Source organism: Streptomyces sp. NPDC102283 (assembly GCF_044766265.1).
In the GTDB taxonomy this organism is placed as follows: domain Bacteria; phylum Actinomycetota; class Actinomycetes; order Streptomycetales; family Streptomycetaceae; genus Streptomyces.
This window is the reverse complement of record NZ_JBIWLQ010000008.1, coordinates 277,772-295,413: the sequence shown is the minus strand read 5'-3', so window position 1 is coordinate 295,413 and position 17,642 is coordinate 277,772. Positions and strand designations below refer to the sequence as shown.

Genomic DNA, 17,642 nt, shown 5'->3' with positions numbered 1-17,642 from the left:
CCCACACCCCGTAGAAGCACGGTCAGTTGGAGGTCTTCTCGGGCCTGGCCTCGCTCGGCCGCACGATGACGAAGCCCTCGCCCTGGAGCATCAGCTGGACGGCCTCGCCGGATCCGCCGCGCACCATCGAGCCGACGCTCTGCGAGCGGTTCAGGCTGGTCGTGAGCTGCTGGCTCCAGCCGACGACCGCGTCCGTGTCCACGTACACCGGCTGGGCGGCGGTCACGGGGATCACGATCGGGGTGCCCTCGCACATCAGGCCGAGCTTGCCGTAGCCGGTGAAGACGCTGTTGAAGAGGCCGCCGCCGACCATTCCGGCGCCCTTCACGGTCTTGATCTCGTAGGCGAGCGTGGGGTCGAAACAGAGGACGTTGCGGCCGTTGATGGTGATGGAGTCGCCCTGGTCCAGCTCGACGATGAAGCAGTTCGCCGCCTCGTGCGCGAACCACGCCTCGCCCTGGCCCCGGACGGCCATGAGGGCCAGGCCCTCGCCCGTGACCGCGCGCTTGAGCATCCCGCCGATGCCCTGACCCTTGCGCTCGAACTGGAGGTTGCCGCGGAAGGCGATCATCGAGCCCTGCCGGGCGTGCATCTCCCCGTTGACGGCGTACTTGATCGATTTGGCGTTCTGCAGGGTCATGCCGGGTGCGGTGGCCGGCTGGGCCATGTGCTCGCTGGAAAACAGATCGCTCTTCATGCGGAGCATCCTCACCCGGAGCCGGTCGTTCCGCCAAGCAGGTGACGCTTCCCGCCTGGCAGACTGGGACGGTGACCAGCAACGACACCTCACCCCCCGCCCCCGAGAGCCCGTTCCGGAGCGGCCGGACCGACCGCGACCAGGCACGGCAGTTCGTGCTGCCGCTGGTGATCCACCTGGAGAAGACGGACCCGCCCGCCCGCACGGACGCGCTGCGGGCCGCCGCCCGTGCGGTGCTGACGATCCTGTCCGACGAGCGGTCTCTCGGGGACGGCGAGTGGGCCGGGGCGATGCGGGACTGGGAGGACGCCCGGATCCGCAAGGTCGTGCGCCGGGCGCGCGGTGCGGAGTGGCGCAAGGCCGCGGCGCTGGAGGGCATCACCGTGACGGGCGAGGAAGGCGCGGAGGTACGGGTGTTCCCGCCGATCCCGCTGGACGGCTGGCCCAAGGAGCTGGCCAAGCTCCAGGTGTCGGGGACCGAGCTGGAGGACCCCGAGCCGCCCGCCGCCCCCGACCCGGCGGGTCCGGTGCTGTGGCTCAACCCGGAGCTGGAGATGTCCGCGGGCAAGACGATGGCGCAGGTCGGCCATGGCGCCCAGCTCGCCTGGTGGGAGCTGGGCGACACCGAGCGTAAGGCGTGGCGCGAGGCGGGCTTCCCGCTGTCCGTGGCCACCGCGACCCCGGAGGGCTGGCGGGAGCTGACCGCGAGCGGCTTGCCGGTGGTGCGCGACGCCGGGTTCACCGAGATCGCCCCGGGGCCGACCGTCGTCGCGGAAGGGGGCACGCACTACTGCCCCACCCCGCGCCTGCGACGCCCCTGAACGTACCGCTCTGCAGGAACCGGTCGTGGGCCGCGGCCGGAGCAGGCCGGGGTGCGGGGCTGTGCGTCTTCGGGGTGCGCGGTGGTCGTGGCCGAGATGCCCACCTCACCACAGACCGCACATGGCCAAGCACTACGTGTACTCCAGTAGCGTGGCCGCGGATGATCCGTGCGGGTACGTGGAGGTAGCAGTTGAACGGCTCCGGGGCGGCGGGGACCCGTCGGCGGCAGGTGTGGGCGCAGTCCGTGAAGAAGGCGCGGACGTGCCTGAGGAGCCTGGCGGAGGGCGACACGACCTCGCGCGAGCTGAAGGCCGTGATCGAGGAGGTACTGGCCCCCGAGTACAAGGGCCGGGTGCTCGTCGAGCTTCTGCAGAACGCCCATGACGCGCACCCGGCCACACCGGGCGACGGGCGGGTGGAGATCGTGCTCGACGAGACCGAGGGCGAGCACGGGGTCCTCTACGTGGCCAACGGCGGCCATGAGCTGACGCCGCAGCGCTTCGGCGCGCTGCGCCGGGTGGCGTCGTCCAGCAAGCGGCCGGACGAGGGCATCGGGCACAAGGGGGTGGGCTTCAAGAGCGTCCGTCAGCTGACCGAGGCCCCCGAGCTGTACAGCGTCTCGAGCCCGGCCTCGAAGACCTTCGACGGCTACTGCTTCCGTTTCGCCCGGCCGTCGGACTTTGACCGGCTGGCAGCCGAGGCCGCCCCGGACGACCCCGGAGCGGCCGACAGGCTGCGCGACAACCTGTCCGCGTTGACCCTGCCCGTACCGGTGGACGAGATCCCGGAGCCGGTGCGGCAGTTGTGCCGTCGCGGGATCGTCACTGTCGTCCGGCTGCCCCTCAAGGACGCGGAGGCCTGTGCCTCGGCCGTCCGCCAGTTACGCGAACTCACCGACGACCGCGCGCCGTTCGAGCTCTTCCTCGACCGGTTGGCCACGGTCGTGGTGACCCGGGTCGAGGCGGGCGCCGCCCCGAAGCGCGTCGTTTTCGGGCGGCGGGTGACCACGCTGTACAAGGCCCGCGGCCTCAGGATCGAGGAGGTGGCGCTGCGCCGCGGACGCCTGAAGTTGGTCCTGGTACGCAGCAGGGTGCCGGAGGAGCGCGTCCTCCCCGCCATCGCGGCCAGCGGTGACATGGGCAAGGCCTGGGACCGGTGGCGCGGGTCCGCCGAGGTGGTGGTGGCCGTCCCGGCGGGCGAGCCGCTGACGCGCGGCCGGCTCTACACCTTTCTGCCGATGAGCGCCACGACCGAGTGCCCGGTCGTCGGATACGTCAACGCGCCCTTCTTCGCCCACGTCAGCCGCCGTACGATCGCCGTCGAGACGCCGTGGAACCAGCTGCTGCTCGACGAGGTGGCCACGGCCTGCGCCCGGGCGGCCGTACTGGTCGACGAGGGGCGGGTGCGGCTGCCGGGCGGGGCCGTGATCGACCTGGTCTGCCGGAACGGCGCCGAACTGGAGCGGCTGCGGGAGGCGTTCCGGAAGCTGGACCGCAAGCTCAACGAGGTGGCCTTCCTACCGAGGGTGAGCCCGGAAGGCTCCCGTACCTCGTTCGACCACGGCTACCTCATGGAGCAGCCCGAGGGTGTCGAGGTCTTCACCTCGCAGGCCGTCGGCGCGACCGGCAGGGCGGCGGTCATCGACCCGGCCCTGCACCCGTTACGCGCTGAGAGGCTGCGGACGATGGGCCGTCTGCTCCGACTGCGGCTGGAGCCCGGGGCTCCCCAACTCGCCGAGTGGGCGGAGGCCGTGGCCGAGGGGCTGGCGGCGGCCACCGGGGCGGGGGAAGTCGACCACGAGCGCTGGGCCGACTTCTACCACGACCTGGCGGTCTCGTTCCCCGACGCCACCGGGCTGCGCGGCAAGCGGATCGTCCTCGACGCGGGCGGCCGGCTCGTCCCTGCCGGTGGCGAGCACGTCTTCTTCCCCGACACCGGCGACGTCCTGTTCCAGCCCGACGCGCTGCCCTCCCGTGTGCGCGAGCACCTCTCCTTCGTCCATGGCGCGATTCCGTGGTCGTCAGGCCGGGGCAGGACCCGAAGCCGACGCGTCGCCGGGCGCCGGTGGCTCGAACAGCAGGGCCTCGTGCAGACGTACACCCCGGCGGCGCTGCTGCCCGTTCTGACCGCGGTGATGCGGCAGGACGGGCAGGACGACGCGACCCGGCGCGAGTGCCTGCACCTGGCCTGCCGCCTGTGGATCGCGCAGGGCCCGCGCGCCGGACGCATCGAGGGCCTGCTCGTTCCCACCAGGAACGGCTGGTCGCCCAGTTGGCGCGCGATGTTCGGCCAGGGCTGGGCGGGAGCGGCCTCGGCCGTCGACGACACCCTCGTCCGCTTTCTGGACCTGACCCGGGCCCTGGACGGCTCGCTCCGGCAGGCCCACGACTCACTCCTGCGGCCGGCCGCCGAAGTGCGCGACGGCAGCGGCACCGACCCGGCGGCGTACCAGCGCTTCCTGGAACACCAGGGTGTGAGCCACGGCCTGCGCCCGGTCTACCTCGCGACCTCGGAGTCGGTGAAGGGGAGCCAGCTCAACCGGCCGTGGTCCTTCGATGCCTACAGGTCGATCTGCCGTACCGTCCAGGCGCACCGGGACTGGGCAGGGACCGCCCAGAACTGGCGGAGCCGGCACCAGGTCCGCTACCCGACCGTCGCCTACCAGCCCCAGAAACGTCAGCTGGCGAAGCTCCCGGGCCAGGACGTCTACGCCGAGTTCTCCGACGAGAGCCGTCGGCTCTACGCCGAGCTGATCATCCACGGCCTGGACAAGTGGCGCAACAGCGCCCTGGAGGCCAAGTTCGTCGGAGGCAGCGACAGCTCCGGCACCCTGTGGCCGACCCCGCTCGCCGCCTTCCTCTGCCGGGTGTCATGGATACCGCAGACCCTTGACCAACGGGGCCGGAGCACCTTCGCGCCGGTCTCGACCGCGTGGTGGTGGAGCGAGAGCGAGCAGCCGCCCGCCTACCTCTCGGTCGCGCCCGCGGGGCTGCGACAGCTGGCGACCGGCAAGGTGCTGGAACGGCTCGACCTGCTGGGCGTGCGCCACTGGTCCGACCCCCGTACCGCCCTCGACCGGCTCCGTCACCTGCCTCACCTACTGCTGGCGGCACCGCAGTTGCGCCATGGGGTGCACGTCAACGCGATCCGCCGCGCCTACGAGCAGGCCTGGTCGGAGCTGCTCCCGCCGCACCAGGGCCGGAACGGGCTGCCGACCGGCGGCCGATCCACCGGCCTGGAAGCCCTCCTGGTCTCCCGGGCCGGTGTCCTGGAGGTCCTCCGCGCCGCCCCCGACGACGAGGCGACCGAACCGGTCTACCTGCCGGGTCCGGGCAGCGGCCAGCAGCGCCGGCTGCTCGACCAGGTCCACGTACCCGTGGTGCCGTTGGACGATCGGGCCCTGGGCGGCCGGGTGCACGAGCACCTCGCGGACCACGACGGCTTCGAGCCCCGTTCGTGCGGCGAGGCGGCGGTCCAGGTGATCGCGGACCAGCTGCCCGCGTCGCAGGCGCCGAGCACGTCCCTGCTGGAGTTCACCGGCCCGTGGCTGCGCGTCCTGGTGGCCGCGGCGGTGGAGTACGACGAGGACCGCGCCCTGCGTCCGGAGATGGTCACGGTCGCCCGGCTCCTCCGGCGCCTGGACTCCTGCTCCCTGGTGCTCGCGACCGAGGCCGTCACCCATGTCGCCGGACACGTACTGGCCACCACTGACCGCTCGGTGCTGCACGACGACCCCGAGCGCCCCTGCCTGGTCGTCGTCCAGCCACCGCCGCGGGCGGACTGGCCGGTCCTCCAGACGGCCGCACCGGGCATCGCCGAGCTGATCGGCGCCCCCTACCTGGCCCGGGAGCTCGAACTCGCCCTGATGAGGCTGGAGCAGCGGATGCAGGGCCGGGGAACCGCCGACGTGACAGCGGCCGACCTGGCCGCCGCGCTCGACCTGCCGCTCCACCGGCTGGAGGCGGTGCTCTCCGACCGCGCCTCCGACCGCTCGGGCAGCGCCCGGCTGGTGCCCGTCCTCGCCTGCGAGGACGTCGAGTTGGCGGAACAGCTGCAACAGCTCCAGGAGACCTTCGACAGCCGTGAGGAGCTGCGGGGTTGGCTGGCGGGGAAGCTCGGCGCCGACCGGGCCGAGCTGCTGCTCTCCCTTCCGGAGGACGACTGGCAACGGCTGCTGCCGCGGCTCGGCGTGCCACTGGAGCGGGCCAACCGCGCGTGGGAGGCCCTCGGGCTGGCCACGATCGACAACTCCGCCATGCACACACGGCAGTTCGAGGCCTGGCTGCAGGGCGACCGCTCGCGGCTGGTCGACCGGGTGCGCGATGCGTTCGTGGCCTCTCACCGCGCCGGGCGGGAGCTCGGGGAGTACGTGCGGCTGCGCGAACTGCCGGGGCCCGCCCCCGACCCGGCGTGGCACCGGACGCTCTGGGAGCTCCCCGCCCGGCTGCTGGCCGACCACGCGGACCGATGGCTGGCCGAGCACCTGCCCCCGGCGGGCAAGGGCTCGGGGGCACTGGCGCCGGTGAGCGAGACCCGGGGCGTGTGCGTGGGCTTCGTGCACGCCCGGCTGCCGGAACTGCGCACCCTGATCGAGCGCTGGCTCACCCGGCAGGGGGCTGCCACGGAGTCCGCCTGCCCCGGAGCCGCCCAGGTGGCCCGGGAGATGGAGGCGGAGGGGCTCCTCGACTTCGCGCCGCTGACCCGCAAGGCACTGATCGATTGGCTGCGTTCGCGCGGCCACTGGCCGGAAGGGATGCCGGCCACGACGCGCCTCGGCGCCCTCGGCCCGGAAGGCGGCGCGGCGGGCCGACAGCTGTCGGCGTCGCGCGACGGGAGGGAAGCGGCACCGTCGGTGCGGTCCCAGGCGGCGACGCTGGAGTTCAACGGCGAGCACCTGCCCATAGGCAGGGACGACCTGCGCGAACTCGCGCGCCGAGTGGTGGCCGACCTCACCGAGGCGCAGCTGGCGACGCCGGTCGACGTGGTGACCCCCGAGGCGCCCTGCCCTGCTGCCGCCGTCCCGCGCCAGCGCGGATCCGGCGGCTCATCGAGCGGCACGAGCGGGATCCGGGATTCCGACAGCGGCGAGAAGCCCGTCGCGGTCGGCCTCGCCGGCGAGGCAGCGGTCGGCGCCTGGCTGGAGCAGCGCTTCGGGGTGCCGCCCGAGGTGTCGTGGAAGTCGGAGATGCGCCGCCACGTACTCGCCGACGGACAGGGCGACGACGACCTCGGCTACGACTTCCTGATCCGGGACGGCGAGCGCACACTGCTGTTCGAGGTCAAGTCGTCCACCGGCGCGGACGGTGACATCAACCTCGGGGACACCGAGACGAGGGCGGCGCGGGCGAGCCAACTGGAGTCCGACGTGGAGTACCGCATCGTCTACGTCTCCCACGTCAACGACCACGAGCGCCGGAGGATCACCCCGCTGCCCAGTCCGTTCAGCGAATCCGGCCTGACCGGCTATCAGGTGGTCAGCACCGCGATGCGGCTGCGCTTCGTCCTGCCGCGGGAGGGGTGACGGCTCTGCGCCGGCGCCCGGTCCGGAACGACATGCCCGGTCCGGACCGCTCATCCCGATCACTGCCCTCGTGGACCCGCCCACGGCAGAGGACGACTCCGACGGGAAACCGCCCGTGGGGCGCGTTCTCTCAGGTCTGCGTTCCGCAGCTCCTGCCTGCCGGAGCCTTCAGCCCCAGCCGGATCGCGTGCCCCGCGTTGACGCCGTACGCGATGTCGCGCAGGAGGTTCCAGGACTGTCGAAGCAGCATCCTCATCGGGCATCTCCACACGGTGTTGGCCCGGGATCGGGCGACGGAAGGACCCCCTCATCAACTATACCCACCTGTATAGCAACTGACAGTGCGCCGAACGGCTCCGCCCTTCCCCGGGTCGCGAAACCCGGGGAAGGGCGGAGCCGTTCGGCCGGCGGGCGCGGTCAGGACACCCCGGCGAGCCGCGGCTCGGCGGCGCGCGCCGCGTCGGCGCCGTACGCCCGGTCGATGCGGGCGATCAGATCCGACGAGGTCGGCTCGTACTCCTGGGTGCCGACCGATTCGAGCACCGTGGTGGCCATGGCACAGCCCAGCCGCGCCGCCTGCTCCCGCGTCCACCCCCATGCCGTACCGGCGAGGAAGCCGGACCGGAAGGCGTCCCCGGCCCCGGTGGGGTCGGCGATCCGGTCCGTGGGCACGGCCGGGATCCGCAGTACGGGGGCGCCTCGGTCGGCCAGGCGCACTCCGTTCTCCCCCAGGGTGGTGATCCAGGTCCCGACCCGTCCGAGCAGCTCGTCCTTCGTCCATCCGGTGCGCTCGACGAGCAGGGCCTCCTCGTACTCGTTGGTGAACAGCCACCGCGCTCCGTCGACCAGTCGGCGGGCCTGGTCCCGGTCGAGCCGGGCCAGTTGCTGGGAGGGGTCGGCGGCGACGGGGATACCGAGGCGGTGGGCGGTGGCGGTGTGCCGGAGCATGGCTTCGGGGTCGTCGGCGCCGACGAGTACCAGTTCGGGCCGAGCCGTGATCCCTGCCAGGTCGATCTGCGCGGCCTCGGCCATGGCCCCGGCGTAGAAGGTGGCGATCTGGTTCTGGTCCTGGTCGGTGGTGCAGACGAACCGCGCGGTGTGCAGGGACGCGCTGACCCGGACGGCGGACGTGTCGACGCCGTGCGTCCGCAGCCAGGCGTCGTACTCGGCGAAGTCCAGGCCCGCCGCGCCGACGAGGGCCGGTTCCAGGCCCAGCCGGCCGAGCCCGAACGAGATGTTGGCGGCGACGCCTCCTCTGCGCACCTCCAGCCCGTCGGCGAGGAACGACAGGGAGATCCGCTCCAGCCGCTCCTTGATCAGCTGCTCGGCGAAGCGGCCGGGAAACACCATCAGGTGATCGGTCGCGATGGATCCGGTCACGGCGATACGCATGGACAGCACTCCTTGGTCCGGTGGCCGGGAGGGAGGTGCGGCACCGGGGGGCGGGTGCCGCGCCGGGCGGGGGGGGGGGGGGGCCCCCCCCCCCCCCCCCCCCCCCCCGGGGGGGGGGGGGGGGGGGGCCGGGCCCCGCCCCCCCCCCCCCCCGCCCCCCCCCGCGCGGGGGGGGGGGGGGGGGGGGGGGGGGGGGGGGGGGGGGGGGGGGGGGGGGGCGGGGGGGGGGGGCCCCCCCCCCCCCCCCCCCCCCCCCCCCCGGCCGGTGTGCCGGGGTCGGTCCCGGCGTTGCACCGTCAGCCCGCCGCGACCGCCCTGCGCAGCGCGTCGGCGCGGTCGGTGCGTTCCCAGGTGAAGTCGGGCAGCTCGCGGCCGAAGTGCCCGTAGGCGGCGGTACGGGCGTAGATCGGGCGGAGCAGGTCGAGATCGCGGATGATCGCGGCCGGACGGAGGTCGAAGACCTGCCGGACGGCGTCCACGATCCTGGCCACGGCGACCGTGTTCGTACCGAACGTCTCGACCAGCAGACCCACCGGTTCGGCCTTGCCGATGGCGTAGGCGACCTGGACCTCGCAGCGGGCGGCGAGGCCTGCCGCGACGACGTTCTTGGCGACCCACCGGGTGGCGTAGGCGGCCGAACGGTCCACCTTGGAGGGGTCTTTGCCGGAGAACGCGCCGCCGCCGTGACGGGCCATGCCCCCGTACGTATCGATGATGATCTTGCGACCGGTGAGGCCCGCGTCGCCCATCGGGCCGCCGATCTCGAAACGTCCGGTCGGGTTGACCAGGAGACGGTACTCGTCCGTCTCCAGCTTGATGCCCTCGTCCGCCAGCTGGGCGAGAACGTGCTCGACGACATGCTCGCGGATGTCGGGGGCGAGGAGGCCGCCCAGGTCGACATCGCTCGCGTGCTGCGAGGAGACCACGACCGTGTCCAGGCGGACCGGTCTGCTGCCGCTGTACTCGATGGTGACCTGGGTCTTTCCGTCCGGCCGCAGATACGGGACGGTGCCGTTCTTCCGGACCTCGGTCAGCCTGCGGGCGAGGCGGTGGGCCAGCTCGATCGGCAGCGGCATGAGGCTGGGCGTCTCGACGGTCGCGTAGCCGAACATCAGCCCCTGGTCGCCCGCGCCCTGCCGGTCCAGTTCGTCGGGCTCCGCGGCGGTCCCGGAGCCGGCCTGCCGGGACTCCTGCGCGGTGTCGACGCCTTGCGCGATGTCCGGGGACTGCGCGCCGATCGACACCGACACGCCGCAGGAGGCTCCGTCGAAGCCCTTGGCCGACGAGTCGTATCCGATGTCGAGGATCTTCTTCCGCACCAGGGACGCGATGTCGACGTAGGCGGAGGTCGAGACCTCGCCCGCGATGTGGACCTGGCCGGTGGTGATCAGCGTCTCGACCGCGACGCGTGATGCGGGATCACGACTCAGCAGCGCGTCGAGAATGGTGTCGCTTATCTGGTCGGCGATCTTGTCGGGATGCCCCTCGGTCACGGACTCCGAGGTGAACAGGGTGCGGGACATGGCACTCCAAGGAGGTGGCGGACGGGATCGGTGGCGTCTGGCTCCGCTACGCCGTGGAGGCGGTCCTGCGGAAGACCCAGTAGTCGGCGCCCTCTTCCGCGATGTAGCCGGCGTCCGGCAGCTTGAACTGCAATGTGGCCAGCGCGGCGACCTCGGGCGACAGGGCGAACTCCTCGAAGCCCGTCGCGGTGGCGTAGCTGCCGCGGGTGGAGACCAGGATCAGCCCGCCCGGCAGGGCGTACTCGATCAGGGTGCGCAGCGCCGTCGGGCGCACATGGCCGAGGGTGAAGACACCGCTGGAGACGACGATGCCGTACTGGCCCAGCCGCTCGTCCCGCTCCGGTACGGAGAGGTCCACACCGCCGTAGACCTTCCGGTAGGCGTTGGTCCTGCGCGCCTCGGCGGCCATGTTCTCGGAGAGGTCGACGCCGTCGATCTCGTACGTGCCCAGGGTGGCGAGGACGCTGCCGACGAGGCCGGTGCCGCAGCCGGCGTCGAATATCTCCGTCTCCGGTGTTCCGTAGGCGGAGGCGAGCAGATGCACGAAGTTGGCCGCGACCCTCGGTGCCACCCACTTCTGGTCCGCCAGGTCCACGTCGTAGCCCGATGCCCAGTCCTCGTAGTACTTCTTCAGCCCGGGGGCGTCCCCGAAGAAGACGTGGGACTGCTTGATGTTCGTGAAGGAGGTGCTCATGGAATTACCTCTCTGTCAGGCCGAACCGACGATCATGACCGTTCCTTTTCTCGTCCCGCCAGGGCGGCGGGCACATCTGGCGCGTCCGCGTTCCTCTCCTCCTCACTCCCTCCCCCGCCGCCGCGCAATCGGGAGTTCCTCACGTCGAAGACCATGTAGACGCCGATTCCGGCGAGTACGAACAGGGCGCCGATGATCTCCGACCAGGTGGGCAGCCGGTTTTCCACCGGCAGACTCAGGACCGCTCCGAAGATCGTCTCCGTGGCGAGCAACGGCCCCACCAGGGGAACCGGAATGCCCTGCGCCGCCTTCACCCAGATGAGAGTCCCCCACCAGGAGGCGATGACGCCCAGGAAGACGCACCACGCGATGATCTTGAACAAGGGATACGGCTCGAACGTCTCGGGGGGCGTGGAGGCGATGGCGAAGGGCAGCAGCACCATCGAGGCTCCGCCGGCCCCCATCGCCACCAGCCCGGCCCAGAGCGTGGGGTCGGGCTTCGTCTCCCAGGTGCGTTGCGACTGGGCGTTGCGGACCACGAAGTAGGACCAGGTCAGCATCGCCCCGATCGCCAGCAGAATCGCGAAGATCGAATCGTTGGCGCTTTCCAGGTCCTCTCCCTGGATGAGGTCGGAGACGCTGAGGAGCCCCAGACCGACGATGATCAGCACGACGGGGGCGATCAGTTCACGCCAGGCCAGCCGCTTCTCCGCGAAGTTGCCCGCCACCGCGATCGTGATCGGCGACGATCCCACGACGACCGCGGTGATGAACCCGCTGTCCATGGTCGCCGAGTACGAAACGCAGACGTAGAAGATGAAGTAGCCCACGAAGCCGATGTAGAGGCCGAAGATGATTCTCCGGGTCGGCATCAGCCGGAGCTGCTTCCAGCCCCTCCACAGGACATAGAGACCGCACAGGCCGAACAGGGAATACCGGCCGGTGACCAGGAGGAGTTCGCTCGCGGGCCGCACGGCCGCCGGGGCGACGAAGGCGAAGGCCCAGAGCAGGGCGGCCGTCAGCGCGGCGAGGACGTTCTTCGGCGTACTTCCCATTACAGGCTGTGTTCCCGTTCGCGAGATTCCCCGGTGCCGAAGCCGTTCTGCTTCAGCCAATCAGGGTTGTAGATCTTGGAGATGTACTTGTTTCCGCTGTCCGGCAGGACCGTGACGACGGTGGCCGGGCCTTTCAGCGACCGGGCCACCCGCACCGCGCCCCACACGTTGGCGCCCCCCGTCCCACCGCAGACGAGACCCTCGCGCTGCGCCAGGTGGTGGCAGGTGGCGAAGGCGTCGGCGTCGCGGAAGCGCATCACGTCGTCGATCAGCGAGAAGTCCATGCACCGGGCCAGGTGGTCCTCGCCGACACCTTCCACGAAGTACGGGGCGATCTGCCCGGGGTCGACGACCCCGTCGTGGAAGTAGCGGTAGTAGATGGAGCCGACCGGGTCCAGCAGGACGGAGGTGACGGCCGGGTTCTTCGCCTTGAGGAACCGGGAGACCCCGGAGATCGTCCCGCCCGTACTGCCCGACGCGACGAACGCCGTCACCGCGTCCCCGAGCGCCTCCCATATCTCCGGGCCCGTGGAGCGGAAATGGGCTTCGGCGTTGAGGGGGTTGTCGTACTGGTTGAGCATGAACGAGCCGGGTGTCTCGGCGTGTATGCGCCTCGCGCAGGTCACATAGTGCTTCGCCGAACCGGGAGCGGCCGAGGTCGGACAGACGATGACCTCGGCGCCCATGGCCCGAAGGGCGTCCCGCTTCTCCTTGCTGACCTTGTCGGGCATGGTCAGGATCGCTCGGTAGCCGCGCGTGGCCGCCATCATCGCGATCGCCGCACCCGTGTTTCCGGAGGTGTTCTCCACGATCGTCCCGCCCGGTTCGAGCAGGCCCCGTCGCTCGGCGTCAGCGAGGATGTGACTGACGATCCGGTCCTTGATGCTGCCGCCCGGATTCATGAACTCGACCTTGGCGAAAAGGCGAATGCCGGCAGGAACATCGAAGGTCGTCAGTTCAACAAGGGGCGTTCCGCCGATGATCGACTGAATGTTCATTCCGAGTCCTTACTCAGTGGCACCGCGGGGAGAATGATCCGGGCACGGCGAGGAGACGTCAGAGAGCGGAGTCCGGGACCTTGACGGAGTCGAGTATCGCGACGGTGTGACCGACCTTCTGGCCCTTTTCCACCAGGGCCAGGGCGTCCACCGCCGATATCTCGTGCGGCGCCAGCTCCTTCTCCATCTGGAGGGCCTGTGCGCCGGCCGCCGCGACCGTGAGGCCGTCGAATGCCTCACGCAACACGTTCACCGGGTAGAAGTGGAACGGCCCGAGCCCTTCCCTCTCCCACCGGGCGTAGCCGCCGACGACGTCGTGCGGCTCGGACTGGACCTTCCACGTGTAGGTCAGAATGCTGCCGTTGTATCCGGCGGCGCTGGAGAGGGACAGGATCTCCGACAGTGGCACCCTCGCCCCGATCGACGAGAGCACCCGACCGCCGACGCGCAGGAGCGGGTGCGCCTGCTGGAGGGCCAGGTAGTGCAGGGTGACGAGGTTCTTCTCGGCGAAGCCGGGTATTTCCTCGCCGCGTTCCGCGATGAACGTCGAACTCGTCTGACCGTCGTCGAGGTCACCCGCTCCCCCCATGGGGATGTTGGGGAGGTTCTCGTAGACGACGTCGACCTGCGCGATTCTTCCGGCGAGCGGCGCGAGGATGTCTCCCGCGCCTCCGATCAGTTCGACGTCCTGGCTGACGAGGTTGTTCTGGATGTTCTGCCGCGCGCAGTCGAGGACGTCGTCGTGAAGGTCCGTGAAGCCCACCGTGTGCGCCCGGAGTATCTCCACGGCCGCCAGGACGTCCAGGCCCGCCCCGGTGCCGATGGTGCAGAACTTCGGGGCGAGGACGCCCATCCGGGCGAGGGTCCGGAACGCGGGAACGGCGACGCTGGCGACCCAGTCCGCGCGCGGATCGTCCGCTTTCGGAAGGTACGAATGGTCGGAGAGCTTGAGTCCCACGGATGACTTGATCCGCTCCGTGTCCCCGATGCGGAAGAACTCGCCCGGCGACACGACCAGTTCTACATAGTCGGCTTGCGTACCCATTTCAGCCTCCTGTGACGTGGCGACAACTCTGCTTCTGCGAAACCTTCCGGCCCGCCCCGGACCGACCGTCGGTCGGTCCGGGGCACGAAGCGGCCTGCACCGAAGGAATGCGGAAGTGGGTGAACGCGCCTGTTGAGGAACGGCATCCCTGCGGTGGAAGTGATTTCACTATCACCACCCCCAGAAGCCCTGTACAGGGCCGCCCTGTTGCCTCTCGACAGGCAACAGCAACACCACCGGACAGCTTGATCGGAGACAGGCGGCACGGTCACGGAAAGCGGTCCACCGGGAAGGCTCCGGGCACGCGTTCCGCCGCACGGACGCGGCGGCCGCCCTCCCGGACCGCACCCGCGATGACCCTTTCCGGCCATGCCGACGGGTGCCGTTGACACAGTGAGAATCGGCTCCCTAACCTGTAGCTATACCGGTTGGTATACATCGATGCCCCTCCCCCCACACCGAAGGAGAAACACGCGTGTCGTTCCGCGTGTCCGGCCGGGCACCCGACCGGCCCCCGAGTCCCCCCACCTCGGCAGAATCGGCAGAAGAAGAGAGCCCGTGAAGCCCGTACACGTCCACGAGGACGCCGAACTCCACCGCGAACTGCTGTCCCTCGCCTGCCGGTCGCTGGACCGGCGCGGCCGGCCGGACAGAGCCTCCGGCAGCATCTCGGTCCGATCCGGTGGGGCCGTCATCATCACCACGGGCGACCTGAACGAGGAGTCGCTCCGGCAGGACGCCGTGATGGTCGACCCCTCACAGGGGCTGCCCCTGCTCGGAGAGACCGATTGGCCTCCCCCCGAGACCCCGGCCCACCTCGCGCTCCACCGCCGGCTCGCCGGCCGCGGAGCTGTGGTCCACACCCACGAACCGCGCTCCCTGGCCCTCGCCGCCGCCGTTTGCAGAGCGCCCGGGCCCATCGGCGCACTGGTGCGGGTGGTCGCCCCGGAGTCGCGCGACCCCTCCCACCTCGTCGACCTCCCCGGCCGCCTGGAGCTCTCGGACGAGGTGCTGGCCCTCCTCGTCGAGGGAAGCGGGGTCCTCACCTGGGGGCGGGACACGGGCGAGGCCCTCAGCAGGCTGGAGCGGATCGAGGAGCTCGGTCGTCCGCTCCTGCCGGAGCACCCCGCCCACGCCGACGCGGCCAGGGTGACGGTCCGGTGACACTCCTGCAGGTCATGGCGGCCGCCGACCCCGGGTCGGTGCGGGTGCGGTCGGACGACCCGGACGTCATCCGCGGGGAACTGCTGAAGATCGGCGCGCGCTACGCGCGGTGGCACGCCGCCCGCCGGATTCCGGCCGACGCCGACGACGCCACCATCATGAACGCCTACCGCAGTCATATCGACCACGTCAGTGCCGAGATCGGCTACCACGTCGTCGACATAGCGCGCCTGACTCCCGCGTCGTCCGACCCGGGCCGCCAAAGGCGTAACCGGGCGAACCGCGAGAAGTTCCGCCGGGAGCACTTCCACGACGAGGACGTGGTGCGCTTCGTCGTGGCGGGGGCCGGCTGCCTCTACCTCCACGCCGCGGGCCAGGTGCACGCGATGCTCTGTACGGCCGGAGACCTGCTGTCGGTGCCCAGTCGTACGGCGCACTGGTTCGACGCCGGCGCGGACCCCCACTACACGGCGGTCCGCTTCCTCCGGGAGAGCGACCGGCACGGCGCCCGGTTCCCGCCGGACAGCATCGCCGCCCGCTTCCCGACGCTCGACGAACTGCTGGCGCCGTCCTGAGCGGTACGGCCCCACCCGGCAGACCGGCGCCGCCCGTGAGATCCGAGGCGCAGACAACGTGTGCGACTTTAGGGGATTCGCAGTGCTACGGAATTCAATGCACAGCACAGCAGTGACCCGGCCCGCCCACAGCGAGTCGGGCTGCCCGCCCGACACCGGCGACCCCGGGACCTTCGGCCAACTGCTCCGCGCCCACCGCGAGCGGCACGGGTTCTCGCTCGCCCAGCTCGCCACCCAGGTGCATTTCAACCGGGGGCACATCAGCAAGGTCGAGACCCACAAGCGGACGCCTTCGGTGGCCTTCGCGGAGGCGTGCGACCGTGCGCTGAACGCCGGGGACACCTTCACCTCCATCGCCACGGCCCTGGAAGCGAGCGCCCGTCAGCAGCCGGGGCGGGTGTACCCGGCCCAACTCCCCTCGGCCAAGCGCTGCTTCACAGGGCGCCGGGAGTGCCTGACCCAGCTGACCCGCCGATTGCAGGACGCCGGCCAGTCACTCGCCGTGCCGGTCGCGGTGATCAACGGGCCGCCGGGGGTGGGGAAGACCGCCCTGGCGGTGCAGTGGGCCCACCAGGCGGTCAGCGACGGCCGCTTCGCCGACGGGCAGCTGTTCGTCAACCTCGAAGGCCCCGAGCCGGGGACGGCGGCCGACCCGTTCGACGTCCTGGAGCACCTGCTCCGCGCGGTGGGCGTGCCGGGCGACAGCATGCCGGCGGACCTGGGCCAGCGCGCGGCCACCTTCCGCTCCTACCTGCACGGCCGCGAGATGCTCCTGGTGCTGGACAACGCCGCCGACGCGCAGCAGGTCCATCACCTGCTGCCCGGCTCCGCGGGCTGCGCCGTCGTGGTGACCAGCCGCTCGCGCCTGCCCGGGCTGCTGTCCCGGGTGGACGCCGTCACCGTACCCCTGGCGGAGCTGGGCCGACCGGAGGCCGCGATGCTGCTCCGCTCGATGATCGGGGACGCCCGTGCGGACGCCGACCCCGCCGCGGTGGCGGTCCTGGCCGAACGGTGCGGTCGGCTGCCCCTGGCCCTGGTGCTGGCCGCAGAGCACATCGTGAGCTGCCAGCACCGCAGCGCGGACCAGCTCGCCACGGAACTCGAGTTGGACAAGGCCCGGCTGGGACTCGCCGAGGGGGACGTGGTGCTCCGCAACTCGTTCGACACGTCCTACCGGGCCCTCGACGAGCAGAGCGCCCGGATGTTCCGGCTGCTCGGGGTACTCCCCGGTCAGGTGATCGACGCCGCCGCCTCCGCGGCGACCGCGGGGGTCAGTCAGGACGAGGCGGTACGGCTGCTGCGCGGCCTCGCGAGCGCGCACCTGATCCGGCGGCAGGACGAGCGCCACTACCTGATGCACGACCTGCTGCGCGCGTATGCGGCAGACCTGTCACGACAGTTGGACGGCGACTCCGCGAAGGCGGGACGGCAGGCGGCCGACACGGCCCTCGTCGCCTGAGGCCTCTCCGCTCCCCCACCCGCGGGTCACGCGGTGAGCGACCTCTCGACGAGGATCGCGGCCACCTGCTCGGCGCGCTGCACGGCCCGGTCCACCGACTCCATGGAACCGGCGATGGACGCTCCCTCGTGAAGGATCAGCACCTGGGCGGCCAGCTCGGCGGGCGCCTGGGCGTTGCCTTCCTTCGCGAGGTCCTCCAGATAGGCGAGGAACCAGGTCTTCTGATCCCGGGCGACCTCCCGGCCCGGGTGGTCGTCCGGAAGCTCCACGGACGCGTTGATGAAGGCGCAGCCCCGCCGGTTCCGCTCGTTCATCCAGTCGTGCAGGGCGCTGAAGGTGGCCAGGATCCTCTCCCCGGCGGGCCCCTCCTGACCGTTGACGTGCTTCACCAGCGTGGACCGCCACAGGCCGTCACGGGCCCGCAGGTAGGCGACGATGAGGTCCTCCTTGGAACCGAAGCAGTCGTAGAGCGTCTTCTTCGTGACGCCTGCCTGCTCCGCGATCGCCTCCACGCCGACAGCCCGGATGCCCAGATCGTAGAAGAGCCGTGAGGCGGTCTCGAGGACCTTCACGCCGGCCGGCGTCAGATGCTGGTTGCCGCGGCGCTTTGTCCTTCTGCCGGTGGTTTCGCTGCTGATGGTCACCCATCGAACGGTACACCCAGCGGTATACAGAGGATAGCTTCCGGACCGCCCCC

At 71.2% G+C, this 17,642-nt stretch carries 14 protein-coding genes; 5 read left to right on the top strand and 9 right to left on the bottom strand.

Features of this window, described 5'->3' with window-relative positions; all coding sequences use genetic code 11:
* Positions 1-22: 22 nt before the first annotated feature.
* Positions 23-697: an AIM24 family protein gene (locus ACIRJT_RS18530; RefSeq protein ID WP_403910451.1), complete on the bottom strand. Its 675-nt coding sequence runs from the start codon at positions 695-697 to the stop codon at positions 23-25.
* 71 nt (positions 698-768) lie between these two features.
* Between ACIRJT_RS18530 and ACIRJT_RS18525 the strand changes: the two genes are divergently transcribed.
* Together ACIRJT_RS18525 and ACIRJT_RS18520 are read left to right on the top strand one after the other, a co-directional pair.
* Positions 769-1,518 carry a peptidyl-tRNA hydrolase gene (locus ACIRJT_RS18525; protein ID WP_403910449.1) on the top strand — a complete coding sequence of 250 codons (750 nt, stop codon included), beginning with the start codon at positions 769-771 and terminating at the stop codon, positions 1,516-1,518.
* Between the two features lie 191 nt (positions 1,519-1,709).
* On the top strand, positions 1,710-7,040 hold the full coding sequence (locus tag ACIRJT_RS18520) for a sacsin N-terminal ATP-binding-like domain-containing protein (RefSeq protein WP_403910447.1): 5,331 nt from the start codon (positions 1,710-1,712) through the stop codon (positions 7,038-7,040).
* A 130-nt stretch (positions 7,041-7,170) separates the two neighbouring features.
* Here the strand turns inward: ACIRJT_RS18520 and ACIRJT_RS18515 are convergent, their stop codons facing one another.
* The 7 genes from ACIRJT_RS18515 to ACIRJT_RS18485 form a co-directional block, all read right to left on the bottom strand.
* Complete coding sequence (locus ACIRJT_RS18515) at positions 7,171-7,296, bottom strand: hypothetical protein (protein ID WP_403910445.1); 126 nt, start codon at positions 7,294-7,296, stop codon at positions 7,171-7,173.
* A gap of 161 nt (positions 7,297-7,457) precedes the next feature.
* Positions 7,458-8,432 (bottom strand): carbohydrate kinase family protein, encoded by a 975-nt coding sequence (locus tag ACIRJT_RS18510; RefSeq protein WP_403910443.1) that lies wholly within the window; start codon positions 8,430-8,432, stop codon positions 7,458-7,460.
* Positions 8,433-8,728: 296 nt separating this feature from the next.
* Complete coding sequence (gene metK, locus ACIRJT_RS18505) at positions 8,729-9,955, bottom strand: methionine adenosyltransferase (protein ID WP_403910441.1); 1,227 nt, start codon at positions 9,953-9,955, stop codon at positions 8,729-8,731.
* Between the two features lie 46 nt (positions 9,956-10,001).
* Positions 10,002-10,649 (bottom strand): class I SAM-dependent DNA methyltransferase, encoded by a 648-nt coding sequence (locus tag ACIRJT_RS18500; RefSeq protein ID WP_403910439.1) that lies wholly within the window; start codon positions 10,647-10,649, stop codon positions 10,002-10,004.
* 32 nt (positions 10,650-10,681) lie between these two features.
* Positions 10,682-11,704, bottom strand: a complete 1,023-nt coding sequence (locus ACIRJT_RS18495) for a DMT family transporter (protein ID WP_403910438.1) — start codon at positions 11,702-11,704, stop codon at positions 10,682-10,684.
* A complete protein-coding gene (locus ACIRJT_RS18490) occupies positions 11,704-12,702 on the bottom strand; it encodes a PLP-dependent cysteine synthase family protein (RefSeq protein ID WP_403910436.1) in 999 nt (332 codons plus the stop codon). Before ACIRJT_RS18490 ends, ACIRJT_RS18495 begins: the two co-directional genes overlap by 1 nt.
* A gap of 58 nt (positions 12,703-12,760) precedes the next feature.
* Positions 12,761-13,747, bottom strand: coding sequence for a class I SAM-dependent methyltransferase (locus tag ACIRJT_RS18485; protein ID WP_403910434.1), 987 nt, complete (start codon positions 13,745-13,747; stop codon positions 12,761-12,763).
* Between the two features lie 558 nt (positions 13,748-14,305).
* Between ACIRJT_RS18485 and ACIRJT_RS18480 the strand changes: the two genes are divergently transcribed.
* From ACIRJT_RS18480 to ACIRJT_RS18470, 3 genes are all read left to right on the top strand, one after another.
* Positions 14,306-14,911, top strand: a complete 606-nt coding sequence (locus ACIRJT_RS18480) for a class II aldolase/adducin family protein (protein ID WP_403910432.1) — start codon at positions 14,306-14,308, stop codon at positions 14,909-14,911.
* Entirely contained in the window at positions 14,908-15,486 is a 579-nt protein-coding gene (locus ACIRJT_RS18475; RefSeq protein WP_403910430.1) for a cupin, read from the top strand. Before ACIRJT_RS18480 ends, ACIRJT_RS18475 begins: the two co-directional genes overlap by 4 nt.
* Before the next feature lie 97 nt (positions 15,487-15,583).
* A complete protein-coding gene (locus tag ACIRJT_RS18470; RefSeq protein ID WP_403910428.1) occupies positions 15,584-16,945 on the top strand; it encodes a helix-turn-helix domain-containing protein in 1,362 nt (453 codons plus the stop codon).
* 26 nt (positions 16,946-16,971) lie between these two features.
* Here the strand turns inward: ACIRJT_RS18470 and ACIRJT_RS18465 are convergent, their stop codons facing one another.
* Positions 16,972-17,589 carry a TetR/AcrR family transcriptional regulator gene (locus tag ACIRJT_RS18465; protein WP_403910426.1) on the bottom strand — a complete coding sequence of 206 codons (618 nt, stop codon included), beginning with the start codon at positions 17,587-17,589 and terminating at the stop codon, positions 16,972-16,974.
* Between the last annotated feature and the right edge of the window lie 53 nt (positions 17,590-17,642).

Bases quoted from the DNA above. Each gene is read 5' to 3' on its own strand.
- ACIRJT_RS18530 (WP_403910451.1), bottom strand. From the start codon at position 697: ATGAAGAGCGATCTGTTTTCCAGCGAGCACATGGCCCAGCCGGCCACC.
- ACIRJT_RS18515 (WP_403910445.1), bottom strand. From the start codon at position 7,296: ATGAGGATGCTGCTTCGACAGTCCTGGAACCTCCTGCGCGACATCGCG.
- ACIRJT_RS18510 (WP_403910443.1), bottom strand. From the start codon at position 8,432: ATGCGTATCGCCGTGACCGGATCCATCGCGACCGATCACCTGATGGTG.
- metK (WP_403910441.1), bottom strand. From the start codon at position 9,955: ATGTCCCGCACCCTGTTCACCTCGGAGTCCGTGACCGAGGGGCATCCC.
- ACIRJT_RS18500 (WP_403910439.1), bottom strand. From the start codon at position 10,649: ATGAGCACCTCCTTCACGAACATCAAGCAGTCCCACGTCTTCTTCGGG.
- ACIRJT_RS18495 (WP_403910438.1), bottom strand. From the start codon at position 11,704: ATGGGAAGTACGCCGAAGAACGTCCTCGCCGCGCTGACGGCCGCCCTG.
- ACIRJT_RS18490 (WP_403910436.1), bottom strand. From the start codon at position 12,702: ATGAACATTCAGTCGATCATCGGCGGAACGCCCCTTGTTGAACTGACG.
- ACIRJT_RS18485 (WP_403910434.1), bottom strand. From the start codon at position 13,747: ATGGGTACGCAAGCCGACTATGTAGAACTGGTCGTGTCGCCGGGCGAG.
- ACIRJT_RS18470 (WP_403910428.1), top strand. From the start codon at position 15,584: ATGCACAGCACAGCAGTGACCCGGCCCGCCCACAGCGAGTCGGGCTGC.